This is a genomic window from Streptomyces sp. 840.1, assembly GCF_003751445.1.
Taxonomy (GTDB): Bacteria; Actinomycetota; Actinomycetes; order Streptomycetales; family Streptomycetaceae; genus Streptomyces.
Genome location: NZ_RJUU01000001.1, coordinates 771,080 through 797,366, shown reverse-complemented (window position 1 = coordinate 797,366; position 26,287 = coordinate 771,080). Strand labels below are relative to the sequence as shown.

Below are 26,287 nucleotides of genomic sequence, written 5' to 3'. Positions count from 1 at the left end.
TCGCGTCAGTTGGTCCGGGCGCCGGCGAAGTCCGCGAAGAACTCCACGCGCTGTTCGGGCGTCAGGTGGCAGGCGGCGCCGCGGCCGGCGGTCAGCTCCAGCGGAGGCTGCTCGTTCGTGCAGCGGTTGCCGCCGACCCGCTCGGTGAACGAGCACCGGGGGTGGAAGCGGCAGCCGGTCGGCGGGTTGAGGAGGCTGGGCGGCGATCCGGGGATCGGCGACAGCGGTACGTCCACCGGCCCCTCCAGGCTCGGCATCGACCCCAGCAGACCCCAGGTGTAAGGGTGCTGGGGTGCCCGCAGCACCTCCTTCTTCGTGCCGCGCTCCACGCACCGGCCGCCGTACATCACCAGCACGTCGTCCGCGATGTCGGCGATGACACCGAGGTCGTGGGTGATGAAGATGATCGAGGTGCCGGTCTCCTGCTGGAGGTCCTTCAGCAGGTCCATGATCTGGGCCTGCACGGTGACGTCGAGCGCGGTCGTCGGCTCGTCCGCCACCAGCAGCGCGGGGTTGCAGACCAGCGCCATGGCGATCATCGCGCGCTGGCGCATACCGCCGGAGAACTGGTGCGGATAGTCGTCGACGCGCAGGTTCGGCTGCGGGATGCCGACCTTGGTGAGCATCTCCACGGCCCGCGCCCGCGCCTCGCGCTTGGACGCCCCGGTGTGCTTGCGGAACGTCTCACCGATCTGCTTGCCGATGGTGTGGTACGGCGAGAGCGAGGCCAGCGCGTCCTGGAAGATCATGGCCATCTTGTTGCCGCGCAGCCGCTCCAGCTCCCGCTCCGACGCGGCCAGCAGGTCCTGCCCGTCGAGCAGGATCTCGCCCTCGATCTCGGTGTGGTCGGGGTGGTGCAGGCCGAGGATCGAGAGGTTGGTGACGGACTTGCCGGAGCCGGACTCGCCGACGATGCCGAGGGTCTTGCCGTGTTCGACGTCGAAGGACAGCCCGTCGACGGCCTTGACCATGCCGTCTTCGGTGGAGAAGTGCACGCGCAGATCGCGTACGGAGAGGAAGGGGGTGCTCACTGGATCTCTCCCTAGGCGAGGCGGACGCGTGGGTCGATGAGGGCGTAGACGGCGTCCACGACGATGTTGAGGAGCACGATCGCGACCGCGGCCACCATCATCACGCCGAGGAGCGTCGGCAGGTCGTTGGTGGACACCGCCTTGACCGAGAGGGCCCCGATGCCCTGGAGGCTGAAGGTCTTCTCGGTGATGATCGCGCCGCCGAGCAGTACGCCGAGGTCCAGGCCGAAGATGGTGACGATCGGCCCCATGGCCCCGCGCCAGGCGAATCTGAAGAACACCGTCCGCCGGGAGAGCCCCTTGGCGCGGGCGGTCCTGACGTAGTCCTCGCTCATCGACTCCACGAGCTGGGAGCGGGCCATACGGGTGTAGTTGGCCGTGAAGATGACCGAGAGCACCAGCCAGGGCAGCAGGAGCCCGGAGAACCACGCGCCCGGGTTCTCGGTGAACGGCGTGTAGCTGGGGCGGTCCAGCAGGTGCCACTGGTCGGTGAGGAAGTACATGGCGAGCACGCCGACGATGTAGATCTGCATCGAGGAGGCGATCAGCGAGGCGGAGGACGCGACCTTGTCGAGCGGCTTGCCCTGCTTGACGGCGGCGAGCATGCCGGCGCCGACACCGAAGATGACGAACACGAAGGCGCTGCCGACGGAGAGCGAGAGGGTCGTCGGGAAGCGGTCCACGATGGTGCCGAAGACCGGCTCGCGGTTGATGAAGGAGTAGCCCAGACAGGGCGCGGGGCAGTTCCCGTAGGACGTGTACTCGCGTCCTACGAAGATCCCTTGCAGCCAGTGCCAGTACTGCACCGGTATCGGGTCGGCGATCCCCAGGTTGTGCCGCACCAGCGCGAGTGTCTCGGGCGTGCAGACCTTGCCGCAGGCGACCCGGGCGGGGTCACGCGGGGCCGCGTAGAAGAGGACGAAGACTAGGGCGCTGATGATCAGCAGAATGACCGCGGCGCCGACGACACGGCGGAGAAGAAAGCGCAGCATGGCAGTGGGTTTTCCTGACGGATGCCGAGGGGGAGGAGGGGAGGCGGGCGGCTCTCGGTCCGAGAGCCGCCCGCTCCCCGGGGGCCGTTCGTCAGGCCTTGACGTACGTCTTGTAGAGCAGCGTCGCGGAGAACTGCGGGTCCATCATGGCGCCGCCGACCTTCGAGCCGAAGAGGTAGAAGCGGCGCTGGAAGGTCTCCGGGATGACCGGCACGACCTCGTCCATGATCTTCCGGTCCAGTGCGGCCCAGGCGTCGCCGGCCTTCTTCTGGTCGGCGATGACGACGTTCTTCTTGATGGCCTCGTCGATCCAGTCGACCTTGACCTGGGAGACGTTGTTCTGGCCGTTGCCGATGTTGGCGCTGTCGAACAGCGGCTGGATCATCGTGTAGGCGGTCGGCCAGTCCGGGGACCAGCCGAACCACATGACGTCGAAGCTGTTGTCGACCTGCTGGATCTGGTCGTAGTACGAGGTCGAGTCGACGGGCTTGATGACCGGCTTGAAGCCCGCGGCCTTGAGCGCGTTCTCGACGACGACGGCCGTCTTGTCGTAGGTGGGGCTCTGCGGGTAGGTGTAGACGATCTTCTGGCCGAGCTTGCCGGCCTTCTTGAGGATGGCCTTGGCCGCCTCGGCGTCACCCTTGGGCTTCTTCAGCTTGCCGTAGAAGTCGAACTCCTTGCGGCCCAGGATGTCGGGGCTGAGGACGGTGGTCGCGTAGTCGCCCGCGGACGGTCCGCCGTAGATCTTGCGGATCTGCTCCAGCGGCCAGGCGGTGTTGAGCGCCTTGCGCACCTCGACGTCCGTGACGCGCTTGCAGTTGATCGCGTAGTAGTACGTGCCGGTGAGCAGGCCGTTGAAGGTCCGCTTCTTCAGCTCGGGGTCGGAGAGCACCTTCTGCATGCGCTCGGCCGGCACGGCCTTGTAGATGGAGACCATCTGCTGGTCCTTGCCCTGGTCCGCGATGAAGCGGTCCGCGGACTCCAGCGCGGTGGGCCCGAACTCGAACTCGAAGGTGTCCGGGTAGGCGGTGCGGATGGGGTCCGTCGCCGGGTCCCAGTGCTTGTTGCGCGTCAGCGTCATCGACTTGTCGATGGTGCGGTGCTTGACGATGTACGGACCGCAGGAGACGGGCTGCTTGTCGTACTTCTCCTTGGTGTCCAGCTTCACCGGCGTGGCCGCGTAGGAGCTCATGGCCAGGGTGAAGTTGAAGTCCGGGCGGGGCTCGGCCAGCTTGAAGGTGATCGTCTTCTTGGCCTTGTCGATGACCAGCGAGTCGAGGTGCTTGCCCTTGTACGGACCCTCGTAGCCCTTGCGCCAGTCGCCCTTGCCGGTGAGCGCCTGCTGCACGTAGGCGGCGCCCTCGGTGATGAACGGTGCCCAGGCCCGCTCGATGCCGTGGCGGACGTCCTCGACGGTCAGCTCGCTGCCGTCCTGCCACTTGAGCCCGTCCTTCAGGGTGAAGGTCCAGGTCTTGTTGTCGGCGGACGGCGTGCCGACATCGGTGGCGAGGTCGCCGACCAGGGTCATCGCGCCTTTGTCGTCGATCTTGTAGCCGGTGAGGCTGCGGGCGAACATCATGGCGCCGGTGGAGTTGAACGCGAAGTAGATGCGCTGCGGGTCGAGGTGGGAGAAGTCGTCCTCGGAGATGCCGTAGATCGTCCCGCCCTTCTTGGCGCCGGGGACCTCGGCCGCGGGGCCGGCGGAGTCCTCCTTGGTCCCGATCTTGACGGTCGCGCCGGTGTACTCGGTGGCGCCGGCGTCCGGCGACCCCTTGCCACCGCCACCGCCCGAGTCGCCACTGCTGCACGCGGAGAGGACGAGCGAGCCGCCCGCCGCGACGGACGTGGCGATGACGAAGTTTCTGCGGGAGAGAGACATGGCAACCTGCCCTGGTCGGTGAGGAGTCGGATGATCCGGCGGAGCCCCGTCGCTCCGGTCCGGGGGCGGAACTGTCAGCGCTTGGTCTTCGGGTCGAGAGCGTCCCGGACCGAGTCGCCGAGGAGGTTGAACGCGAGGACGAAGACCACCATCGACACTCCGGGAAAGAGCATGAAGGTGATGTCGTCCTGGTAGACGTCGGCGCCGCGTTGGAGCATCACGCCCCAGTCGGGTGTCTTCGCCGTCAGTCCGACCCCGAGGAACGCGAGTCCGGCTTCGGCGCTCACGAACATGGGGAGAGCGAGGGTCGCCTGGATCAGGATCGGCGTCCACAGGTTGGGCAGCAGTTCCTTGAAGATGATCCGTGCGGGTGAGGCCCCGGTCACCTTGGCGGCCTCGACGAACTCCCGCTCGCGCAGGGCGAGTACCTCGCCGCGCAGCAGCCGGGCGATGGACGCCCAGCCGAAGGCCGTCATCACCAGGATGAGGCTCGTGACCGTGAGCCAGACCGGGGTGGCCTCCTCGGGGGAGACCAGGACCGAGATGAGGACCGGCCAGAACGCGATGAAGAACAGCGTCGAGGGGAAGGCCAGCAGGATGTCGATGACCCGGCCGATGAAGTAGTCGGTCTTCCCGCCCAGGTAGCCGGCGGTCACGCCGATCACGATGCCGAGGACGGTCACCAGAAGCGTCGTGACGCCCGCGATGAACAGCGAGTTGCGGATGCCGTAGACGAGGAACGTGAGGAGGTCACGGCCCAGTTGGGGCTCGATGCCGAACCAGAAGTCGCCGCTGATGCCGCCGTTGGGCTTGATGGGAAAGCCGAAGTCGTTGAGCAGGCCGTCCTGGTTCTGCCCGTAGGTCGTGTACGGGTCCTTGCCGTAGACCTTGGAGATCAGCGGCGCGCAGAGGGCCACCAGGAAGAAGAAGATGACCACATAGGCCGAAATGACCCCGGACCGGTCGCGCTTGAAGCGACGCCAGGCCAGTTTGCCCGGAGAGCGCCCGTCACCGCCCTTCAGTGCCGAAGGTTCCGGCGTCTTCTGCGGGTTCGCGTTGGCCACCTCAAGGGCGGCTGCTGCGTTCGAGGTTGGAATCGTCATGGTGCTCCTGGCCCGGAGGGTCGAAGGACTCCGCAGGGCACACCTACGGGCTACCCGGACTTTTTCAACGCAATTCATGCAGGGTCAATGAATGTCGGACCGGCTTGAGCCGCTCTTTGGAAGCTTGACTTATACATGACCAGTTACCGGGCGTGCCATTGCCTTCCCTTTGCCTTTTCCAGGGCAGATTTGTGGGTGAAACGTCGGAAGTCAGTCAATGAGTCCGATATACGGGCGGCCATGTCTCGGAATCCGTGCATCCGCCCCGGTGGGCTCCGGGTCGATGCGCGTTCGTTGTGTTGCCGTTACCGCTTCGCCGCTCGTCAGGCCGGTTCGACACCTCCGCAGGCATGGCATGCACTCGCCAAAAGTGTCCGCCCGGCGCCCGCTCCCGCCATTCGAGTGGCTTCCGTTGTGCCCGGATGGCGGGGGTAAATATGCGTAACGCTCGGTATGCGGTGATATTTGACCTGACGTAAGACGGAGCAATACGAGGAGGCACTCCATGCGCGGAGCCACACAGGTCAAGTGGGCCGCATGCGCGGTCGCCGTCGCCCTGGCGGCGACCGCCTGCGGCGGCGGGGGCGACAGTGGTGGCGGCGGTGGCGCCAATGGGGTGGTGAGTTCCTCGTGGGGTGACCCGCAGAACCCGCTGGAGCCGGCCAACACCAACGAGGTGCAGGGCGGCAAGGTCCTCGACATGGTCTTCCGGGGTCTCAAGCGGTACAACCCCAAGACCGGCGCGGCCGAGGACATGCTGGCGGAGAAGATCGCCACGACCGACTCGAAGAACTTCGACATCACCGTCAAGGACGGCTGGACGTTCTCCAACGGCGAGAAGGTCACCGCCAAGTCCTTCGTGGACGCGTGGAACTACGGCGCGAGCCTCAAGAACAACCAGAAGAACGCCTACTTCTTCGGTCAGATCGATGGCTACGCCAAGGTGCACCCGGACTCCGGCGCCCAGGCCGCCGGAGCCATGTCCGGGCTGAAGGTCACCGGCGCCAGGACGTTCACCGTCAAGCTCAGCCAGAAGTTCTCGCTGTGGCCCGACACGCTGGGCTACGCGGCCTTCGCCCCGCTGCCCCAGGCCTTCTTCGACGACCACGCGGCCTGGCTGAAGAAGCCGGTCGGCAACGGCCCGTACACCATTGACTCGTACACCAAGGGCTCGCAGATGTCCCTGCGCAAGTGGGACAAGTACCCCGGTACGGACAAGGCGCAGAACGGCGGCATCGACCTCAAGGTCTACACCGACAACAACACCGCCTACACCGACCTGGTGGCCGGCAACCTCGACCTGGTCGACGACGTCCCCGCCGCGCAGCTGAAGAACGTCAAGGCCGACCTCGGCGACCGCTACATCAACACCCCGGCCGGCATCATCCAGACCCTGGCCTTCCCGTTCTACGACAAGGCGTGGGACAAGGCCGACAGCGACAAGGTCCGCAAGGGCCTGTCCATGGCCATCAACCGCAAGCAGATCACCGAGACGATCTTCAACAAGACGCGGACGCCCGCCACCGACTGGACCTCGCCGGTGCTGGGTGAGGCGGGCGGCTACCAGTCCGGCTTCTGCGGCAGCCTGTGCGACTACAACCCCGCCGAGGCCAAGAAGATGATCTCGCAGGGCGGCGGCATCCCCGGCGGGCAGGTCAAGATCGGCTACAACGCCGACACGGGCAGCCACAAGGACTGGGTGGACGCGGTCTGCAACAGCATCAACAACGCGCTCGGCAACGACAAGGCCTGCGTGGGCGCCCCGACCGGCACCTTCGCCGACTTCCGGAACAAGATCACCCAGAAGAAGATGACGGGCCCGTTCCGCGCCGGCTGGCAGATGGACTACCCCCTCATCCAGAACTTCCTGCAGCCGCTCTACTACACCAACGCCTCGTCCAACGACGGTAAGTGGTCGGACCCCAAGTTCGACAAGCTGGTCAACCAGGCCAACGCCGAGTCGGACAAGGCCAAGGCGGTCAAGACCTTCAAGGACGCCGAAGCGGTGGTCCGGGACAACATGGCGGCCATTCCCCTCTGGTACCAGAACGGCAGCGCCGGCTACTCCACGAACGTCTCGAACGTCGCGCTCAACCCGTTCAGCGTGCCGGTCTACAGCGAGATCAAGGTCAAGTGACCCCGTAGTGACGGTGACGGCCCGGCGCCCCGTGAGGGCGCCGGGCCGCCGTGTGTGCGGCCGGTCCCCGTCGCTCGTCACACGTTTGGCCCCTTCCGGCGCACCGGTGTTCCCGTGAGGGTGCGCAGAAGATGCTATTCGGTACGAAATGGGATGTTATTTGGTTCACGTCGGGACAGTGAACGACCCGGCAGTCGAGTCAACGGCCGCTCGGGGAAGCCGGTGTCAACAGGGAGGTGACTGCGCGATGCAGTCGTTCATCAGGTCCCGATCCGCCCCGGAGCGACCGACGGCCGAAGTCTGCTGCCCGATCGATGTGCGGAGGGTGACATGGGGCGCTATGTGATCCGTCGTCTGCTCCAGATGATTCCGGTCTTCATCGGAGCCACACTGCTGCTCTTCCTGATGGTCAACGTGATGGGCGACCCGATCGCGGGCCTCTGCGGCGACCGGCAGTGCGACCCGACGACGGCCGCCCAGCTCCAGAAGGAGTTCGGCCTGGACAAGCCGGTGTGGCAGCAATACCTGACCTACATGGGCAATGTGTTCACCGGTGACTTCGGTACCGCCTTCAACGGACAGAAGGTCACCGAGCTGATGGCCTCCGCCTATCCGGTCACCCTGCGGCTGACCATCGTCGCGATCCTGTTCGAGATCATCGTGGGCGTCACGCTCGGCGTCATCAGCGGACTGCGGCGCGGCCGTGTCGTCGACAACTCGGTCCTGGTCGCGACGCTCGTCGTGATCGCGATCCCCACCTTCGTCACCGGCTACGTGCTCCAGTACCTGCTCGGGGTCAAGTGGTCCGTCATCTCCCCGACGGTCTCCTCGGACGCCCCGTTCGACGAGCTCATCCTGCCCGGCCTGGTGCTCGCCTCGGTCTCACTGGCCTACGTCACCCGCCTCACCAGGACGTCGATCGCGGAGAACTCCCGCGCCGACTACGTGCGCACCGCCGTGGCGAAGGGCCTGCCCAGGCGCCGCGTCATCGTGCGCCACCTGCTGCGCAACTCGCTGATCCCCGTCGTCACCTTCATCGGTACGGACATCGGCGCGCTGATGGGCGGCGCGATCGTCACCGAGCGGATCTTCAACATCCATGGCGTCGGATACCAGATCTACCAGGGCATCCTGCGGCAGAACACTCAGACCGTGGTCGGCTTCGCGACCATCCTGGTGCTGGTCTTCCTCATCGCGAATCTGGTCGTCGACCTCCTGTACTCCGTACTCGACCCGAGGATCCGTTATGCCTGAACCTCAGCCCGAGCCCCAGAACGCGATCGCCGGGACCGGTGCCGGCGGAGCGGCGGACCTGGCCATGAGCGAGGGCACCACGCTGGAGGGAACACCGGAGGGGCCCGAGGGCGGCGGGCCCAGGGAACGGGCGGGCAGCCTGTGGGCCGACGCCTGGCGCGACCTGCGGCGCAACCCCGTCTTCATCGCCTCGTCCCTGATCATCGTCTTCCTGGTCATCATCTCGATCTGGCCCTCGCTCATCGCGTCCGGCAACCCCCTCAAGTGCGACCTGGCCAAGGCGCAGCAGGGCTCCCAGCCGGGCCACCCCATGGGCTTCAACGCGCAGGGCTGCGACGTCTACACCCGGGTCGTCTACGGGGCCAGGGCATCCGTCACCGTCGGCGTCTGCGCCACGCTCGGTGTGGCGCTGCTGGGCGGACTGCTCGGCGGCCTCGCGGGCTTCTTCGGCGGGGCCTCGGACGCCATCCTCTCGCGCGTCACCGACATCTTCTTCGCCATCCCCGTGGTCCTCGGCGGCCTCGTCCTCCTCTCGGTGGTCACCAGCAACACCGTCTGGCCCGTCATCGGCTTCATGGTGCTGCTCGGCTGGCCGCAGATCTCCAGGATCGCCCGGGGCGCGGTGATCACCGCCAAGCAGCACGACTACGTCCAGGCGGCACGGGCCCTGGGCGCGTCCAACTCCCGCATGCTGCTCAGGCATGTCGCGCCCAACGCCGTGGCGCCCGTCATCGTGGTCGCCACCATCGCGCTGGGCACGTACATCGCGCTGGAGGCGACGCTCTCCTACCTCGGCGTCGGGCTGAAGCCCCCCACGGTCAGCTGGGGCATCGACATCTCGTCCGCCTCGCAGAACATCCGCAACGCCCCGCACATGCTCCTCTGGCCGGCCGGCGCGCTGGCGATCACCGTGCTCGCGTTCATCATGCTCGGCGACGCGGTGCGCGACGCCCTCGACCCCAAGCTGCGCTGAGGAGTCCGCTGCCATGTTGCTCGAAGTGCGCGATCTGCACGTGGAGTTCCACACCCGGGACGGGGTCGCCAAGGCCGTCAACGGGGTCAACTACTCGGTGTCCGAGGGCGAGACGCTCGCCGTGCTCGGCGAGTCCGGCTCCGGCAAGTCGGTCACCGCACAGGCGATCATGGGCATCCTCGACATGCCGCCGGGGAAGATCAGCGGCGGCGAGATCCTCTTCAAGGACCGCGACCTGCTGAAGCTCAAGAAGGAGGAGCGCCGGAAGATCCGCGGCCAGGAGATGGCCATGATCTTCCAGGACGCGCTCTCCTCGCTCAACCCCGTGCTGACGGTGGGGGAGCAGCTCGGCGAGATGTTCGTCGTCCACCGCGGACTGTCCCGAAAGGACGCGAAGGCCAAGGCCGTCGAGCTGATGGACCGGGTCCGCATCCCGGCCGCCAAGGAACGGGTCGGCAACTACCCGCACCAGTTCTCCGGCGGCATGCGCCAGCGCATCATGATCGCCATGGCGCTGGCCCTGGAGCCCTCGCTGATCATCGCGGACGAGCCCACCACCGCCCTCGACGTCACCGTCCAGGCCCAGGTGATGGACCTCCTCGCGGAGCTCCAGCGCGAACTGAACATGGGCCTGATCCTGATCACCCACGACCTCGGCGTCGTCGCCGACGTCGCGGACAAGATCGCCGTGATGTACGCGGGCCGGATCGTCGAGACCTCACCGGTCCACGACATCTACCAGGCGCCCGCGCACCCCTACACCCAGGGGCTGCTCCGCTCGATCCCGCGCCTGGACCAGAAGGGCCGGGAGCTCTACGCGATCAAGGGGCTGCCGCCCAACCTGCTGCACATCCCGCCCGGCTGCGCCTTCAACCCGCGCTGCCCGATGGCCCAGGACGTCTGCCGCACCGACGTACCGCCGCTGTTCGACGTGGCCGAGAACCGTCAGAGCGCCTGCTACTTCTGGAAGGAGACGCTCGATGCACGCTGATCACTCGGGGCGCAGGGAAGCGCGCCAGGAGGGCGAGGTGGCACGCGCCCTGCTGGCCAAGTCACGCGAGACGAGCGCCCAGGCGGGCAAGGAACCGATCCTGGAGGTGCGCGACCTCGTCAAGCACTACCCGCTCACCCGCGGCATCGTGATCAAGAAGCAGATCGGGGCCGTCAAGGCGGTCGACGGGGTCTCCTTCGATCTGGCGGCCGGCGAGACGCTCGGCATCGTGGGCGAGTCCGGCTGCGGGAAGTCGACCGTCGCCCGGCTGCTCGTGCACCTGGAGGAGCCGACGGCCGGAATGATCCGGTACAAGGGCGAGGACATCACCAAGCTGTCCGGCCGTGCGCTGAAGGCCGTGCGCCGCAACATCCAGATGGTGTTCCAGGACCCGTACACCTCGCTGAACCCCCGTATGACGGTGGGCGACATCATCGGGGAGCCGTACGAGATCCACCCCGAGGTGGCTCCCAAGGGCGACCGCCGGCGCAAGGTCCAGGACCTGCTCGACGTCGTCGGTCTCAACCCGGAGTACATCAACCGCTATCCGCACCAGTTCTCCGGCGGCCAGCGCCAGCGCATCGGCATCGCCCGCGGCCTCGCGCTCAACCCCGAGATCATCGTCGCGGACGAACCGGTCTCGGCCCTCGACGTGTCCGTCCAGGCGCAGGTCGTCAACCTGCTGGACCGGCTCCAGTCGGAGTTCAACCTGAGCTACGTGTTCATCGCGCACGACCTGTCGATCGTCCGGCACATCTCCGACCGGGTCGGGGTGATGTACCTGGGCCGGTTCGCGGAGATCGGCACCGACGAGGAGATCTACGAGCACCCCACGCACCCGTACACCCAGGCGCTGCTCTCCGCCGTGCCGGTGCCGGACCCGATGGCGCGCGAGTACCGCGAGCGGATCATCCTGCACGGCGACGTGCCCTCGCCCGCGAACCCGCCCTCCGGCTGCCGCTTCCGCACCCGCTGCTGGAAGGCGCAGGAGCGGTGCGAGCTGGAGGTGCCGCTGCTGGCCGTCCCGGCGGTCTTCCGGCTGACGGACACCCCGGCCCGGCACGCCTCGGCCTGTCACTTCGCGGAGGAGAAGCGCGTGGTGCCGCCGGAGGGCACCCTGGTGCCGGGCGAGGGCGGGCCGGGTCCGGACGTGGAAGAGGTGGACCGCGAGGCCCGCAGGCCGCCGGCGTCCCCGCAGCCGCCGGGTCCGCCCGACGAGGACGCGGCGCCGCCGCCGGACACCGACGACGGGCCGCCGCCGCCCTCCGGGAGCAGCCGGGCCGGCTGACCGCCGACGCGTTAACGCACGGGCAACTCGGCCGTCGCACGTCCGATATACGGACCCGTCAGCATGGACGACGTACGGCCGTGCGGGTGCCGTGGACCGGCCGGGGGCTGTCAAAGCCCCCGGCCGGTCGCCCGTCAGGACGCCGCCGTACAGGCCCTCTTGTCCGGAGACCCGGCTCGGTGGAGTATCGCTGGGGTGATACTCACGCGGGGAGCAAGAGTCACGGGTGCCGTCCTCTGCGGCGTGCTCGCGGTGATCGTGGCGAGCTGGCTGGTACGGGACATCAGGGCGGCCGATTTCGGCCAGCTCATGCGGTACTGGGCCGGCTTCCAGGAAGCCCGCCCGAACGCGATGCCCACGACCACGGCCATGGACGCCGCTCTGTTCGTGGTGTACCTGGTCGCCGCCGTCGCCGCGCTCCGCTCGGCCGTCGCTGCCACCGTGCTCGTCGCCACCGGCGTGGTCACCCTCGCCGTACGGCTCCCCGGACTCTGGAACATCGGCAGCCCCGCGATGGAGTCGTCGTTCTCCGACGACCTGCGCGCCCGTGCCCTGATCTGCGCCTTCGCCGCCCTCGCGGCGGGCATCGCGCTGTTCATCACCGCCGGGGCGGGGCGCCGCCCGCCGGCCGGCTCCTACGAGCAGTTGCCCACCCGGCCCGGACCGGGTGCGTCGGCGACCGGCTTCGTGCTGCTGAGCGCGGTCGGCGCGGTGCTGATCGCCTGGGAGGTCCGCCAGGTCGTCAAGTACCCGGAGATCTTTCCCGACTGGTACGTCGGCGGCGACCGGATCATGCACGGGCTGACCGACCCGCCGCCGGGCTGGAGCACCGTGACCCTGGCCCTGCTCTGCCTCTTCGCGGGGGTGAGCGCGCTGCCCCGCGCCGTGCACGCGCGGCCGTTCGGTCTGGTGGCCGCGGCGCTGCTGCTGCCGGGCGGGGTGCTGGGAGTGGTCCGGATCGTGCACTACGACCTGTTCGACCGTTTCGGTTCGATGCCGACCGAGACCCAGCTGACCCTGGCCAGCTGGCTCTTCGAGGCGTTCGTCGCCGTTCTGGCGCTGATCGTGCTGGCCCCCAGGGGCTTCGCGGACGTTCCCGGCCCGTTCGCACCGGGATACGGCTCCGGGTACGGCACCCCGGGATACGGCACCCCCGGATACGGGACGCCGGGACACGGAACTCCTGGGTACGACTCCGAGGCGCACCCCGAGCCGGACGCGGCCCCGCCCCCGGGGCAGCAGCCGCCCGCCCCGGGGTACGGATACCCGCAGGGCGGCGGCTTCGGGCCGCCCCCGCCGCCCTCCCAGCCGCCGCCGCCCTCCCAGCCGCCGCCGGGCTGGTAGGCCCGTAGGCCGCGCGTCAGGCCGCCGGGCCCGCCAGCGACCGCTTCAGGAAGTCCACCTGGAGCAGCAGCAGGTTCTCGGCCACCTTCTCCTGCGGGGTCATGTGGGTCACCCCGCTCAGCGGCAGCACCTCGTGCGGCCGCCCCGCGGCGAGCAGCGCCGACGACAGCCGCAGCGTGTTCGCGACCACCACGTTGTCGTCCGCGAGTCCGTGGATGATCATCATCGGCCGCACCTGCTCGGCGGCGTGCGACAGCCCCTCGTCGGTGAGCAGCGAGTTGTACGCGTACACCTCGGGCTGGACCGCCGGGTCGCCCAGGTAGCGCTCGGTGTAGTGGGTGTCGTAGAGCCGCTGGTCGGTCACGGGGGCGCCCACCACGGCCGCGTGGAACACATCGGGCCGCCGGAGCACGGCCATGCCGGCCAGGAAGCCGCCGAACGACCAGCCCCGGATGGCGACCCGGTCCAGATCCAGCGGGAACCGCCCGGCCAGCGCGTGCAGGGCCTCGACCTGGTCGTCGACGCTGAGGGCGAGGTTGTTCTTCACCGCCTTCTCCCAGCCGGGTGAACGGCCCGGGGTGCCCCGGCCGTCCGCGACCACCACGGCGAAACCCTGGTCCGCGAACCACTGCGAGGTGAGATGGGTGTTGTGGGTGGCGACCACCCGGCGGCCGTGCGGCCCGCCGTACGGATCCATCAGAACCGGAAGCGGACCATCCGATTCCTTGTAGTCGGAGGGGAGCAGCACGGCGCACGGAATCCGCCGTGCGCCCCCTTCGGTGAACCGCGCCCGCACGGACAGCACCGGCTGCTCCGCGTGGTTCGCGACGGTGGTGATCACCTTGCCGTCCCGGAGCACCCGGGCGGTCGTCCCCGGCCGGTCCGGGGCGGTGGACACCAGCACCGTCACCCCGCCGCTCCGGACCGCGGAATGCACGCCCACCCCCTCCGAGACCCGCTCCACGCCCAGCTCGTTGACCCGGTAGACATGGCTCTCGCCGATCTCCGGCGCGGCCGCGGTCTCGCCCGCCGAGGCCGCCACCAGGATGTCCGATCCGCCGATGTCCAGCACCGCCTGGATCTGCAGCTGCGCCCCGGTCAGCAGGCGGTCGCCGGCCGCGAGGACCCGCGCCCCGCCCTCGTCCGCGATCCGCACCAGCCGTCCGTCCGGCGCCCACGCGGGCACCCCGGGGAACAGGTCCAGCCAGACCGGGTCCTCGTCGACGTGCACCGTCCTGGTCGTCCCGGTCTCCGGGTCCACCGCGAGATGGAGCTGGCTCTGCTGGTCACGGGCCTGCACCAGCAGCAGCGGCGCCCCGGCCGACGACCAGTGCACCTGCGCCAGATAGGGGAACCGGGCCCGGTCCCAGACCACTTCGGTACGCTCCCCGGCCAGGTCCATGACGAACAGCCGCACCTCGGCGTTGGGCGTCCCGGCCGCCGGGTACGCGATCTCGGCGGGCTTGCGCTCCGGGTGCGCCGGGTCGGAGATCCACCACCGCCGCACCGGGCTGTCGTCGACCCGGGCGACGAGCAGCCGGTCCGATTCGGGAGACCACCAGAAGCCCCGCGAGCGCTGCATCTCCTCGGCCGCGATGAACTCCGCGAGGCCGTAGGAGACCTGCGCGTCCTCGGGCTCCGCGAGTGCCCTGTCCTCCTCGCCGCCGGACCCCACGACGCGCAGGGCCCCCTTGGACACGTATGCGATGTGTCGTCCGTCCGGGGAGGGGCGCGGATCGATCACCGGGCCGGGCACGGGCAGCGCACGCGCCGTGCCCGCCCGCAGTTGTGCGACGTACACCTTCCCGGAAAGTGCGAACGCCGCCAACTCGGCTGCCGCGTCGACCGCGTAGCCGACGATGCCCGACGACCCCTCGCGGCTCCGCTCGCGCCTGGCCCGCTCCTGTGCCGACAGCCGCTCCGCCGACCCGCCCAGCAGCACGGCGGGATCGGCCACCAGCCGCTCGCTCGGTGCTCCGTCGCCGGTCAGGTCGAGGACCCAGAGCCGGCCCGAGCGGTCGGTGCCCGAGCCCGAGCGCAGGAAGATCACCCGCTCACCGTCGGGTGACACCGTGAACGCGCGGGGAGCGCCGAGGGTGAATCGCATCGTCCGGGCCAGCTGCAGCGGAAAGGTGATCTCTGACGAAGTCATGTGCCGAACCTATCGGCCGCCCCCGGCCCGTGCGCCCCTCGTGCTGCTGTGCCCCGATCAATGCCTTGCCACGGATAGTTATGATCCGTAGCGCTCGGTGGGTATGAACCTGCTGGCTCCATGCGTGCTGCCCGTCCCGACCGTACTGATGGAGGTGAACCGCCGTGGCACTCTCGATTTCGGCGGTGGTGCTGCTGGCGATCGTCGTCTTCCTGCTGGTCCGGAAGTCCGGACTGAAGGGCGGACATGCGGTGGTCTGCATGCTGCTCGGTTTCTATCTCGCCAGCTCGTCCATCGCGCCCACGATCTCCGAGGTGACGACGAACGTGGCGGGCATGATCGGAGGGCTGAAGTTCTGACAGCGGCAGGCGTGCGCCTGTGACAGTGACCGGCGTCCGCGGTTCGCCGGCGCCCGGTGCGCGGGCGCCGTCGGCCATCGGGCCGGCCGGCTCGTAGGGTGGTACCCATGACGGACCTTCCCGCCCGGCGTCTGCTCCTGGTGCACGCGCACCCCGACGACGAGTCGATCAACAACGGCGCCACCATGGCCAGGTATGCCGCCGACGGCGCCCTGGTCACGCTGGTGACCTGCACGCTCGGCGAGGAGGGCGAGGTCATCCCGCCCGCGCTCGCGCACCTCGCGGCCGACCGGGACGACGCCCTGGGGCCCTGGCGGCAGCGCGAACTGGCGGCGGCCATGAAGGAGCTGGGGGTCACCGACCACCGCTTCCTCGGCGGCCCCGGCCGGTTCCGCGACTCCGGGATGATGGGCGCCGAGCAGAACGACCGCCCGAACGCCTTCTGGTCCGCCGACGTGGACGAGGCCGCCGGGTACCTGGTGGACGTCATCCGCTCCGTCCGCCCCCAGGTCCTGGTCACCTACGACCCCGACGGGGGCTACGGGCACCCCGACCACATCCAGGCGCACCGGGTCGCGACCCGCGCCGCAGAACTGGCCGCCGACCCCGCCTACCGCGCGGAGTCCGGCGCCCCGCACACCATCGCCAAGATCTACTGGAACCGGGTGCCGCGCACCACCGCCGAGGACGCCTTCGCGAACCTCCGGCTCACCGCCCCCGACACCTTCCCCGGCATCGCCGCGATCGACGACGTGCCGGGTGTGGTGAACGACACCCTGATCACCACCGAGATCGACGGCGCCGCCCACGTGGCCGCCAAGGCCGCGGCGATGCGGGCGCACGCCACCCAGATCGCGCTGAGCGGCTCCTTCTTCGCCCTTTCGAACGATCTCGGCCAGCCCGTTCTCACCACCGAGTACTACGAGTTGGTGAGCGGCACCCCGGTAGCCGCTCCGGGGGCCCGGGAAGACGATCTCTTCGCCGGTGTGACGGGAGCGGACCAGTGAGCGGCAGCAGGCCGAGGGCCGCGCGGACCAACGCGCCTCCCCGTGACATTCCGGCCACCGGTCTGGCCGCGCCCCTCAACCCCGGCCGGATCGCGGCCCTGCTGGGCCTCGCGGTCCTCGGAGCGGTGGTGGGGATCGCCGGGGCGCTGGTCCAACCCGCTTGGTTCCCGGGCGGGTTGCTGCTGGCGCTGCTGGCGTCCGCCGGACTCTTCTACGGTGGCCGCCGCCTCATGGGCACCCAGCCGGGCGCGGTGGCACCCGCTGCGGGTTGGCTGATTTCGGTCGTATTTCTGCTGGGCGGGCGCCCGGAAGGGGACTATGTCTTCGGTGACGAACTGGGTCTGGCCCTCTTCGTACTGGGCGGGATGGTCCTCGCTGTGATCTGTGCCACCATGTCGCGGTCACCCCAACCGGGTGCCGACAGCGGCCGACCTGGCAAGTAATGTGCCACGTCCGATCCCGTAATGCCCCCTGTCCGTCCGGGGGGTGCGCAGTCGTTTCCCCCGGTCGCGGGGTGTCTGTCGGCCGCGGCCAGTAAGGTGGTTCGCGCGCCGAGCCGTCCCCTGGCCTGCGGCATGGGGGAAGTACGGGCGGCGGAGCCAATCGGGAGAACCTGCCTTGAGTCGTGAAACTGACAGTTCGTCCTCCGGGCCCCAGGGCCGCGGGGGAGCCGCGTACCCCTCGGGTACGCCGCCGTACGGATCCCGCCAGTATCCGTCACTGCACCCCTCTCAGGATTCCCCGGAGGAGACCCCGGAGCCTGTGGACCCGTCCAAGCCGGAAGAGCCGAGGACGGAGACGACGCTGACGACGCGTATCCGGATCAACATCCCCGGCTCGCGTCCGATCCCGCCGGTTGTCATGCGTACGCCCATGAGCGACGCGGACGGCGGGCCCGGCAACGAGCGCACCGGCAACGTCCCGCGTCCGGGCGCCTCCGCGTCCGAAGGCGCGAAGGGGACCCCGGCCGCACCGGGGCCCGAGTCGGGAGCCGGGTCCACCGCGGCGGAAGCCGCAGCCGAGAAGCCGGCCAGGGAGAAGAGCGGCAGCGATTGGTTCGCGCCGCGCAAGCCCCCGGCGGGCGCCCCGGCGGACACCTCCGCGAACGGTGCGACGGGCAAGCCGCCGGTCGGCGGCGGCACCAACGGTGCCGGCTTCTCCGCGAGCGGTGCGGGTGCCGGTACCAACGGTGCGGGTTTCTCCGCGAGCGGTGCGGGCGACCGGGGCACCCCGCCCGCCGGTACCCCGCGCGCCGATCTGCCGTACTTCTCGGACGGCCCGCAGCGCGCGGGCGAGCCGGGCGCACCCGGCTCCGGGGCGGACGGCCCCGGCGGACCGCGCTCCACGCCGAACCTGGGTATCCGTACGCCGGGCCCGTCCGGGCCCACCACGGGACCGGCCGGCGGCACCTCCCCGCTCACCCCGGACCTCGAGGGGCCCGGCCCCTTCGCCGGGGCCTTCACGCCGCCGGGCTCCGGACCGGGCGGACCGCAGGCACCCGGTGGCCCCGGTGGTGTGCCGCCGCGGATGTCCGACGACACCGCGGTGCTCACGCCGCAGTTCCCGGCCGCAGGCCCCGGCTCCGGTTCGGGTGACAACGTCTCGGGCGACACCCTGACCAGCGGCATCCCCGTGGTTCCGGCGGAGCACCGCACGGCTGGGCCCCAGTCGCCGTTCCAGGGCCCCGATCTCACCCCGCGCATCCCGGACAACCCGATGGGCACCGGTCCGGCCGGCCCGGGAGGGTTCGCCGCGCAGGCGCCCGAGCCCGCCGCCCGCACCGCTGCGGAGCCCGCGGCGGCGAAGGCCCCGGCGAAGAAGGGCCGTTCGAAGCTGGTCCTGCTCTGCGTGGCCGCCGTCTGCGTGCTCGGGGTCGCGTACGGCGCCGGGCTGCTGATGAACCACTCGGACGTCCCCAAGGGCACCACCGTCCTCGGCGTCGACATCGGCGGCGGCACGAAGGAGGACGGCGTCGAGAAGCTGGACGCCGCCCTCGGCAAGCGGGCGACCGCTCCGCTCCAGCTGAGCGTGGACGGAAAGAAGACGCAGCTCGCGCCGGACAAGGCCGGACTCTCCCTGGACAGCCAGGCGACCGTGCGCGCCGCGGCAGGCAGCGACTACAACCCGGTCTCCGTCATCGGCTCGCTCTTCGGCGGCAAGCGTGACATCGACCCGGTCCTCCCCGTCGACCAGGAGAAGCTCGGCGTCGCGCTGACCGACCTGGCCGGTGCCTCGGGCTCCGCCAGCAACGGGACGATCAAGTTCGTACCGGGCAAGGCCGTCGCCGTACCCGGCAAGGCGGGCAAGGCGCTCGACGCCAACCAGTCGGTGGGCTCGGTGCGCGACGCCTACCGAGCCCAGGTCGAGACGGGCCGGTCGGCCACCGTCGAGCTGCCCGTCACCACCCGCGAGCCCACCGTCGGCCAGGCGGAGCTGGACCGGGCGATGAAGGCCTTCGCGGAGCCCGCGATGTCCGGCCTGATCACCATCAAGGCAGGCCCGAAGGTGATCCAGTTCGGACCGGACAAGTCCTTGCCGAAGATCCTTTCGATGAAGGCGGTCGACGGCAAGCTCGTCGACTACTACGACAAGAAGGCCATCGACACCCTCTGCGAAGGCGTCTTCAACGGCATCATGATCACCAAGGGTGACGGTACGAAGCACCAGCTCAGCGCGGACGACGTGGCCTTCGCCATGAAGGGCGCGCTGGTCGGCAAGACCCCCGCCGAGCGGACCGTCACGATCGACCTCGACGGCAACGGCTGACCCGGCCGGGCCCGCCCGGCGCCGCCCCCGACCGGACCTCCGGCCGGGGGCGGCGCCGTCTGTCCGTACGGTCCCAGCAGCCGCGCAGCGCGGGGCCCGTCACACGTAGGGCATGACAGATGTCATCCCGGATTCACGATCCCTGACCCTGCCGGGCGCACACCCCGCTCCGCCAGGCTGGACCCATGACAACGACAGCTCCCGAAGCCACCGAGGCGAAGACCGCCGTGGTCAGCTTCGACCAGGTCAGCAAGGCGTACGGCGACGTACGGGCCGTGGACGGGCTCACGCTCGACCTGCACCCCGGCGAGACCGTGGCGCTCCTCGGCCCCAACGGCGCGGGCAAGTCCTCCGCGCTCGACCTCCTCCTCGGCCTGCGCACCGCCGACTCCGGGACGGTCCGCCTCTTCGGCACCACCCCGCAGGCGGCCATCGCGGCCGGCCGGGTCGGCGCGATGCTGCAGACCGGCGGCCTGATGGAGGAGGTCACGGTGGGGGAGCTGGTCGGACTCGTCTGTGATCTGCACCCCAGGCCCTACCCGGTGGACGAGGTGCTGGCGCGGGCCGGCATCGCCTCGATCGCCGGCCGCATGGTCAACAAGCTCTCCGGCGGCCAGGAGCAGCGCGTACGCTTCGCGCTCGCCACCGCCGGTGCCAACGACCTGATCGTGCTCGACGAGCCGACCACCGGGATGGACGTCACCGCCCGCAACGCCTTCTGGGCCACCATGCGCGAGCAGGCCGACCAGGGCCGGACCGTCCTGTTCGCCACCCACTACCTCGAAGAGGCCGACGCCATCGCGGACCGGGTCCTGGTCCTGCACAAGGGCCGGATCCTCGCCGACGGCACCGCCGCCGAGATCAAGGCCAGGGCCGGCGCCCGCCGGATCTCCTTCGAGCTGGAGGGCCCGGTCGACGAAGAGGCGCTGCGCGCCCTGCCCTTCCTCTCCGCGCTCGACGTCACCGGCCGCCGGGTCCGCATCCAGTCCCACAACGCCGACGCGACCGTGCACGCCGTCTACGGCCTCGGCCTCTACCCGCGCGAGCTCGAAGTCGCGGGTCTCGGACTGGAGCAGGCCTTCGTCGCTATCACCGAGGCCGAGGAGGCCAGGACCCGATGAACACGCTGATCAAGCTCGAAGTGACCCGCACCCTGCGGAACAAGAAGTTCATGTTCTTCTCGGTCATCTACCCGTCGGTGATCTACCTGCTGATTTCCGGCACGCAGAACACCACCGACAAGGTGCCGGGCACCGACCTCACCCTTCAGGCCTTCTTCATGGTCTCCATGGCCTCCTTCGGCGCGCTGACCGCCGTGCTGATGGGCAACAGCGAGCGCATCGCCAAGGAGCGCGAGAAGGGCTGGGTCCGTCAGCTGCGGCTGACCGCGCTGCCGAGCAGGGGCTACATCCTGGCGAAGATCGCGAGCGCCGCCGTGATCACCCTGCCCTGCATCGTGGTCGTCTTCCTCGTCGCCGCCTCCGTCAAGCACGTGCGCGTCGACCTGTGGCAGTGGTTCGCCCTCACCGGCGTCATCTGGGCCGGATCACTGGTGTTCGCCGCCCTCGGGGTCGCCATCGGCTACGTCGCCAGCGGTGACGCGGTCCGCCCGATCACCATGATCATCTACTTCGTGCTCTCGATCCTCGGCGGCCTGTGGATGCCGAGCTCGACCTTCCCGCAGTGGGTCCAGAACATCTCCGAGTGGCTGCCCACGCACGCGTACGCTGCACTCGGCCAGTCCGTCGAGATGGGCGGCGCGCCCCAGGCCAAGGACATCGCCATCCTCTGCGTCTACTTCGTTCTCTTCGCGGGCGGTGCGGCCTGGCTCTACCGGAAGGACACCTTGAAGGCGTGAACGAGGACGAGATGTCCATGGGTATCGGGCGCCCGCCGGGGGACCGCAAGCAGATCATGGTCAAGAGCCTGTGGATCGGCGTCTGGCTCGCCTTCATGAGCGCGCCGATCAAGGATCTCGCCGACGGCGCCCACAGCCCGTGGGTGACCGCGCTCGGCACCCTCGGACTGGTGGTCTTCGTCGGCTGCTACCTGGTCCTCGTCTTCCGTCCCTCCCCGACAGTGCTCGGGCCTGTCCAGGTCGGGATCGTGCTCGCCTTCCTCGGCGCACTCGCCGTCACGCTGTCCCTGACGCTCGGCAGTCCGTGGCTGGTCCTGTTCGTGTACGTCTCGGTCTCCGCGGGGGCGGCACTGCCGCTGCGGGCCGCCCGCTGGCTGATCCCCGCGTCCGTGGCCGTGCTGATAGGTATCGGCCTCACCGCCGAGCACCCCCGCGAGATCATCACGGCGCTGGTCTTCCCGGCACTGCTCGGCGGATTCTCGATGACGGGCATCCGGCAGATGATCCTCACCACCATCCAGCTCCGCGAGGCCCGCGCCACCGTCGCCCAGCTCGCCGCCAACGAGGAACGGCTGCGCCTGGCCCGGGACCTGCACGACCTGCTCGGCCACTCCCTCTCGCTGATCACCCTCAAGAGCGAGCTGGCCGGCCGCATGCTCCCCGGCCACCCCGAGCAGGCCGCCGCCCAGGTCGCGGACATCGAACAGGTCAGCAGACAGGCCCTGGTGGACGTCCGCAGCGCGGTCACCGGCTACCGCCGCCCGACCCTCCCCGGCGAACTGGCCGGTGCCAGGACCGCCCTCGCCGCCGCCGGGATCGCCGCCGCCATCCCGGCCGAGCCGCCCGAGGACCTCCCCGAGAAGGCGGAGGAGGTGCTCGCCTGGGCGTTGCGGGAAGCGGTCACCAACGTCGTACGCCACAGCGGCGCCCGCAGCTGCGAGGTGACCCTCGCCCCGCGCCAGACCCTGGACGGCCGGGTCCTCGAACTCACCGTCGCCGACGACGGCCGTGGCGCCTCGGGCACGGCACCGGGCAACGGCCTCACCGGCATCGCGGAGCGCCTCGCCACGGTCGACGGGACGCTGACCACCCGGACCGCCGGCACCCGTTCCGGGAAGGGCTTCACCATCACCCTCAGCGTGCCGGCCGAATCCGGCCTAGGATCCCCGGAATGAGCATGATCAGACTCCTCCTCGCCGAGGACCAGTCAATGGTGCGCGAGGCCCTGGCGGCGCTCCTCGGTCTGGAACCCGACATCGAGGTCGTCGCACAGGTCGCCCGGGGCGACGAGGTGTTGGCCGCGGCCCGGGAACACCGGGTCGACGTCGCCCTCCTGGACATCGAGATGCCCGGCATGACGGGCATCGACGCGGCGGCCGAACTGCACCGCGAACTCCCGGGCGTCAAGGTCGTCGTCGTCACCACCTTCGGCCGCCCCGGCTACCTGCGCCGCGCGATGGAGTCGGGCGCGGACGCGTTCCTGGTGAAGGACGCGCCGGCCTCCCAGCTCGCGGCGGCGGTACGCAGAGTGCTCGCCGGCGAACGCGTCATCGACCCGACCCTGGCGGCCGCCGCCCTCGCGGACGGGGCCAGTCCGCTGACCGACCGGGAGCGCGAGGTGCTGCGCACGGCGGCGGACGGCTCGACCAACGCGGAGATCGCGGCGGTGCTGCACCTGTCGCAGGGGACGGTCCGCAACTACCTCTCGACAGCGATCCAGAAGATGGCGGCGCGCAATCGCGCGGAGGCGGTCCGGATGGCGCGGGAGAAGGGCTGGCTGTAGCCGGAGCCACGCCCCGGACCCCACGCCTCAGCCGCCGGCCGGGCCCGGGAAGCCCGGTGACACCAGCGGCGAGGCCTCCCGCTCCGGCCCCCGGAGCCCGGGGCCGTCCTGCCGCAGCGCGCCGAGCATCCGGCGCAGCGTGGTGGTGGTGCTGCTCCTGCTCCCCATGGTGCTCAGCTCGCGCCGCCACCTGACGGCGGTGCTCCAGCACACCCTGCCGTTCAGCGCGTGGGAACGCCTGGCGAGCACGCGGAAGCAGCGCTCCGGCATGGTCGGTCTACGCTCTCTGGGCGCTGGTGGCAGCGGTGGTGACGGTGCTCGCGGTGCACCGCCGGGACCAGTGACGACCGGGGGCGGCGGGTGGCCCACGCATCACGAGTTCCTCAACCCGCCTTCCCTGCAAGTCATTTCAGAAACATGCTGGAAACTCTTGCGCAACTCTTGACGTGTCCATCGCTGGAACGGCAGGCTCCGAACTCCCCCCACGGTGGCCAGGCGCGTGGCTGCCCACGCCGGGTGCGGGCTCCGCCCGTACCCGCGACCGAAGGAGCCGCAGATGAGTTCCCGCGCCGCTCGCGCGACACTGGCCGGACTGCTCGCCGCCGCCGCAGTCACCGCCTTCGCCCCCTGGACCTCCCAGGCGACCCCACCGGGCGACCGGACCGTCACCGCCACCCTGTTCGAGTGGAAGTACGACGCGGTGGCCCAGGCCTGCACGGACTCGCTCGGTCCGGCCGGTTACGGCTACGTCGAGGTCTCGCCCGCCTCCGAGCACATCCAGGGCGACCAGTGGTGGACCTCGTACCAGCCGGTCAGCTACCGGATCGCCGGACGCCTCGGTGACCGCGACGCCTTCGCGTCGATGGTGGCCGACTGCCATTCGGCCGGAGTCAAGGTCGTCGCCGACGCCGTCATCAACCACATGTCCTCCGGGGCCGGCACCGGAACCGGCGGCACCGCCTACACGAAGTACGACTACCCCGGCTACTTCCAGGACCAGGACTTCCACTCCTGCCGCAAGGACATCAGCAACTACGGCGACCGCGGCGACGTCCAGAACTGTGAACTGGTCGGCCTGGCCGACCTCGACACCGGCAGCGACGCCGTCCGTACGACGATCGCCGCCTACCTCTCCGACCTGCGCGCGATGGGTGTGGACGGCTTCCGCATCGACGCCGCCAAGCACATGGCGGCCGACGACATCGCCGCGGTCAAGGGCAAGATGGCCGACCCCGGTTTCTGGGTCACCGAGGTGATCTACGGCGGCGGAGAGGCCGTCCAGCCCGACGAGTACACCGGGGTGGGCGACGTCGACGAGTTCCGCTACGGCGGCCACCTCAAGAGCGCCTTCCAGGGCGGCTCCCTCACCGGGCTGAAGAACATCGCCGACGGCAAGCTGGCGAGCGGGAGCGCCCGCACCTTCGTCGACAACTGGGACACCGAGCGCAACGGCTCCACCCTGACGTACAAGGACGGCGCGGCCTACACCCTGGCCAACGTCTTCATGCTGGCCTCGCCCTACGGCTCCCCGAACGTCTTCTCCGGCTACGAGTGGTCGGACAAGGACGCGGGTCCGCCCGCCGGCGGCGCGGCAGCATGCGGCAGCGGCGGCTGGACCTGCACGCACGCGCAGACGGCGATCACCGGCATGGTCGGCTTCCACAACGCCACGGCGGGAACGGAGTTGACGCACTGGTGGGACAACGGCTCCTCGGCCATCGCCTTCGGCCGCGGCGACAAGGGCTTCGTGGCGGTCAACAACGGTGACGCGGAGCTCCGGCAGACCTTCACCACCTCGCTCCCCGCGGGGTCGTACTGCGACGTGGCCCAGGCCTCCCCGGACGCCTGCGACGGCCACACCGTCGAGGTCGCCGCCGACGGCACCGTGACGGCGGCCGTCCCGGCGAAGGGCGCGCTGGCCCTGCACGTCTGAGCCGCCCCGCCCCGCCCCGTACACACGACACCGCCGCCCGGCGGGCATGTCCTGGGACCCCGCCTGCCGGGCGGCGGTGTGCGTACGGGTGCCTACAGGGCGGCCGTGGTGCCCGCGCCGCTCGCGCTCTGGTCCAGCCACTGCGACCACGACAGGTTGAAGGAGGCGTAGCCGTTGTCGGCGGGGGCCTTGGCGCGCGGGGAGCCGGTGATCGTGACGGGGTCGCCCTGCTTCACCTGGCCGTAGAACCACTTCGCGTCGGACAGCGAGAGGTGCACACAGCCGTGCGAGCCCAGCGCGCTGCCGCTGCCCGGGTTGGTGTCGCCGGTGGAGAAGTGGACGTAAGTGCCCGACTGGGTGAGGTGGATGTCCCAGGGCAGGGTCAGGTCGTAGTAGTTCGCGTCGCCCTTGTTGCAGCTGATGTGGACGCTGCAGGACGTCATGTGGACCTTCTCCTGCTTGTCGATCACCGCCATCGTGCCGCTCCAGGTCGGGTACTGGGCGCTGCCCGCGTTGATGGAGAGCGTCCGCACCGGGGCGCCGTTGCGGGTGACCTTCATGGTGTGGCCGGTGACCGACGCGTCGGCCCGGACGTCGTCCCCGATGGTGAAGGAGTGGGTGTAGCCGTGCGTGCCGTAGCGGCCGCTGCCGTTGGAGACGTCCTTCAGATCGGCGTCGATGCGCACCTTGGTGCCGGACTTCCAGTAGTTCTGCGGACGCCAGTCGACCCGCTTGTCGCCCATCCAGTGCCAGGCACCGGTGGTGGGGACGGAGGCGGAGACCTTGAGGTGCTTCTCGATGTTCGAACGGGCCGAGGTGGCCACCGGGTTGGTGAAGACCACGGAGACCGGCATGGCGACGCCCACCGTCGCCTTGTCCAGCGGCGCGATGGTCTCCAGCAGCATCGGCGGACCCGAGGGACGCGTGTGCGACGGCGACGGGTGCGCGCTCGCCGACGCCCCGCCGGAGGAACCGCCCTTGGCGTCCCCGTTCCCGGAGTCGGCCGATGCCGGTCCATTGCCACCGCAAGCGCTCGTCCCCGCGAGTACCGCGCTCACCAGCAACGCGATCCCTATAACGCCCTTGCCCCGCCGCATGTCCTGCTCCGCTCGCGTCACTACTTCAAGGATTCAACATTTATAGAGACATGGAGAGGCCCGGCGCGGTTGCGGGTGGTGTGTAAAGCACGTGTCAAGTCCGAGGCCGGGCGGGCGTGAACGAGGCGCGCGGCGGGGGCGCGGGAGGGAGCACGCGAAGGGGGGGTTCGCGAGGCGACGAGACGCGGCGCCGGGCGCGGAAAAACACAAAAGGCAAGGAGAGGACTCTCCTTGCCACTCTCAACTTATAGCGCACAGGGGGGCTTGCCGCAAGGCCCCCGTCAGGGCGCAGAATCGTCGCTCGTTGCCGAGACCTGCGGAAACCGGCGGCCGCGCGTGT

General features: G+C 69.8%; 22 protein-coding genes. 15 read left to right on the top strand and 7 right to left on the bottom strand.

The window, feature by feature from the left end:
• Positions 1-5: 5 nt before the first annotated feature.
• The 4 genes from EDD93_RS03505 to EDD93_RS03490 all read right to left on the bottom strand — a co-directional run bounded on the left by EDD93_RS03505 (position 6) and on the right by EDD93_RS03490 (position 5,005).
• A complete protein-coding gene (locus EDD93_RS03505; RefSeq protein ID WP_260255881.1) occupies positions 6-971 on the bottom strand; it encodes an ABC transporter ATP-binding protein in 966 nt (321 codons plus the stop codon).
• A 71-nt stretch (positions 972-1,042) separates the two neighbouring features.
• A complete protein-coding gene (locus EDD93_RS03500; protein ID WP_123523771.1) occupies positions 1,043-2,023 on the bottom strand; it encodes an ABC transporter permease in 981 nt (326 codons plus the stop codon).
• A 91-nt stretch (positions 2,024-2,114) separates the two neighbouring features.
• Positions 2,115-3,902: an ABC transporter substrate-binding protein gene (locus tag EDD93_RS03495; RefSeq protein ID WP_123523770.1), complete on the bottom strand. Its 1,788-nt coding sequence runs from the start codon at positions 3,900-3,902 to the stop codon at positions 2,115-2,117.
• Positions 3,903-3,976: 74 nt separating this feature from the next.
• Positions 3,977-5,005: an ABC transporter permease gene (locus tag EDD93_RS03490; RefSeq protein ID WP_123523769.1), complete on the bottom strand. Its 1,029-nt coding sequence runs from the start codon at positions 5,003-5,005 to the stop codon at positions 3,977-3,979.
• A gap of 505 nt (positions 5,006-5,510) precedes the next feature.
• On the opposite strand from EDD93_RS03490, the gene EDD93_RS03485 reads away from it, so the two are divergent.
• From EDD93_RS03485 to EDD93_RS03460, 6 genes are all read left to right on the top strand, one after another.
• Positions 5,511-7,142 (top strand): ABC transporter substrate-binding protein, encoded by a 1,632-nt coding sequence (locus EDD93_RS03485; RefSeq protein WP_123523768.1) that lies wholly within the window; start codon positions 5,511-5,513, stop codon positions 7,140-7,142.
• Positions 7,143-7,472: 330 nt separating this feature from the next.
• Positions 7,473-8,396, top strand: coding sequence for an ABC transporter permease (locus tag EDD93_RS03480; protein ID WP_123523767.1), 924 nt, complete (start codon positions 7,473-7,475; stop codon positions 8,394-8,396).
• On the top strand, positions 8,389-9,369 hold the full coding sequence (locus EDD93_RS03475) for an ABC transporter permease (RefSeq protein ID WP_123523766.1): 981 nt from the start codon (positions 8,389-8,391) through the stop codon (positions 9,367-9,369). The genes EDD93_RS03480 and EDD93_RS03475 overlap by 8 nt, the downstream gene beginning before the upstream one ends.
• A gap of 13 nt (positions 9,370-9,382) precedes the next feature.
• Positions 9,383-10,360 (top strand): ABC transporter ATP-binding protein, encoded by a 978-nt coding sequence (locus tag EDD93_RS03470; RefSeq protein WP_123523765.1) that lies wholly within the window; start codon positions 9,383-9,385, stop codon positions 10,358-10,360.
• Entirely contained in the window at positions 10,350-11,648 is a 1,299-nt protein-coding gene (locus EDD93_RS03465; protein ID WP_123523764.1) for an ABC transporter ATP-binding protein, read from the top strand. Before EDD93_RS03470 ends, EDD93_RS03465 begins: the two co-directional genes overlap by 11 nt.
• A 195-nt stretch (positions 11,649-11,843) precedes the next feature.
• Positions 11,844-12,992 (top strand): hypothetical protein, encoded by a 1,149-nt coding sequence (locus EDD93_RS03460; protein WP_260255605.1) that lies wholly within the window; start codon positions 11,844-11,846, stop codon positions 12,990-12,992.
• A gap of 16 nt (positions 12,993-13,008) precedes the next feature.
• On the opposite strand, the gene EDD93_RS03455 is transcribed toward EDD93_RS03460, so the two are convergent.
• Positions 13,009-15,099 carry a prolyl oligopeptidase family serine peptidase gene (locus tag EDD93_RS03455; RefSeq protein ID WP_398904980.1) on the bottom strand — a complete coding sequence of 697 codons (2,091 nt, stop codon included), beginning with the start codon at positions 15,097-15,099 and terminating at the stop codon, positions 13,009-13,011.
• A gap of 209 nt (positions 15,100-15,308) precedes the next feature.
• Here EDD93_RS03455 and EDD93_RS03450 point away from each other — a divergent pair, with 209 nt between their 5' ends.
• From EDD93_RS03450 to EDD93_RS03415, 8 genes are all read left to right on the top strand, one after another.
• Entirely contained in the window at positions 15,309-15,503 is a 195-nt protein-coding gene (locus tag EDD93_RS03450; RefSeq protein WP_073736631.1) for a hypothetical protein, read from the top strand.
• A 107-nt stretch (positions 15,504-15,610) separates the two neighbouring features.
• Positions 15,611-16,510, top strand: a complete 900-nt coding sequence (gene mshB / locus EDD93_RS03445; protein WP_123523761.1) for an N-acetyl-1-D-myo-inositol-2-amino-2-deoxy-alpha-D-glucopyranoside deacetylase — start codon at positions 15,611-15,613, stop codon at positions 16,508-16,510.
• Positions 16,507-16,953, top strand: coding sequence for a DUF6113 family protein (locus EDD93_RS03440; RefSeq protein ID WP_123523760.1), 447 nt, complete (start codon positions 16,507-16,509; stop codon positions 16,951-16,953). The genes mshB and EDD93_RS03440 overlap by 4 nt, the downstream gene beginning before the upstream one ends.
• A gap of 430 nt (positions 16,954-17,383) precedes the next feature.
• Positions 17,384-19,276, top strand: coding sequence for a hypothetical protein (locus tag EDD93_RS03435; protein WP_123523759.1), 1,893 nt, complete (start codon positions 17,384-17,386; stop codon positions 19,274-19,276).
• Between the two features lie 185 nt (positions 19,277-19,461).
• Positions 19,462-20,397 (top strand): ABC transporter ATP-binding protein, encoded by a 936-nt coding sequence (locus tag EDD93_RS03430; protein WP_123523758.1) that lies wholly within the window; start codon positions 19,462-19,464, stop codon positions 20,395-20,397.
• The gene (locus tag EDD93_RS03425) at positions 20,394-21,134 is read left to right on the top strand and encodes an ABC transporter permease (RefSeq protein ID WP_123523757.1); all 741 of its coding nucleotides are present in this window, start codon (positions 20,394-20,396) and stop codon (positions 21,132-21,134) included. Before EDD93_RS03430 ends, EDD93_RS03425 begins: the two co-directional genes overlap by 4 nt.
• Entirely contained in the window at positions 21,131-22,309 is a 1,179-nt protein-coding gene (locus EDD93_RS03420) for a sensor histidine kinase (RefSeq protein ID WP_123523756.1), read from the top strand. Before EDD93_RS03425 ends, EDD93_RS03420 begins: the two co-directional genes overlap by 4 nt.
• Entirely contained in the window at positions 22,306-22,917 is a 612-nt protein-coding gene (locus tag EDD93_RS03415; RefSeq protein ID WP_123523755.1) for a response regulator transcription factor, read from the top strand. Before EDD93_RS03420 ends, EDD93_RS03415 begins: the two co-directional genes overlap by 4 nt.
• A gap of 27 nt (positions 22,918-22,944) precedes the next feature.
• Here the strand turns inward: EDD93_RS03415 and EDD93_RS39505 are convergent, their stop codons facing one another.
• Entirely contained in the window at positions 22,945-23,187 is a 243-nt protein-coding gene (locus EDD93_RS39505) for a hypothetical protein (RefSeq protein ID WP_185092203.1), read from the bottom strand.
• A gap of 286 nt (positions 23,188-23,473) precedes the next feature.
• Here EDD93_RS39505 and EDD93_RS03405 point away from each other — a divergent pair, with 286 nt between their 5' ends.
• Positions 23,474-24,850: an alpha-amylase family protein gene (locus tag EDD93_RS03405; protein WP_123523754.1), complete on the top strand. Its 1,377-nt coding sequence runs from the start codon at positions 23,474-23,476 to the stop codon at positions 24,848-24,850.
• 92 nt (positions 24,851-24,942) lie between these two features.
• On the opposite strand, the gene EDD93_RS03400 is transcribed toward EDD93_RS03405, so the two are convergent.
• Positions 24,943-25,947 carry an Ig-like domain-containing protein gene (locus tag EDD93_RS03400; RefSeq protein ID WP_123523753.1) on the bottom strand — a complete coding sequence of 335 codons (1,005 nt, stop codon included), beginning with the start codon at positions 25,945-25,947 and terminating at the stop codon, positions 24,943-24,945.
• Positions 25,948-26,287 lie beyond the last annotated feature (340 nt).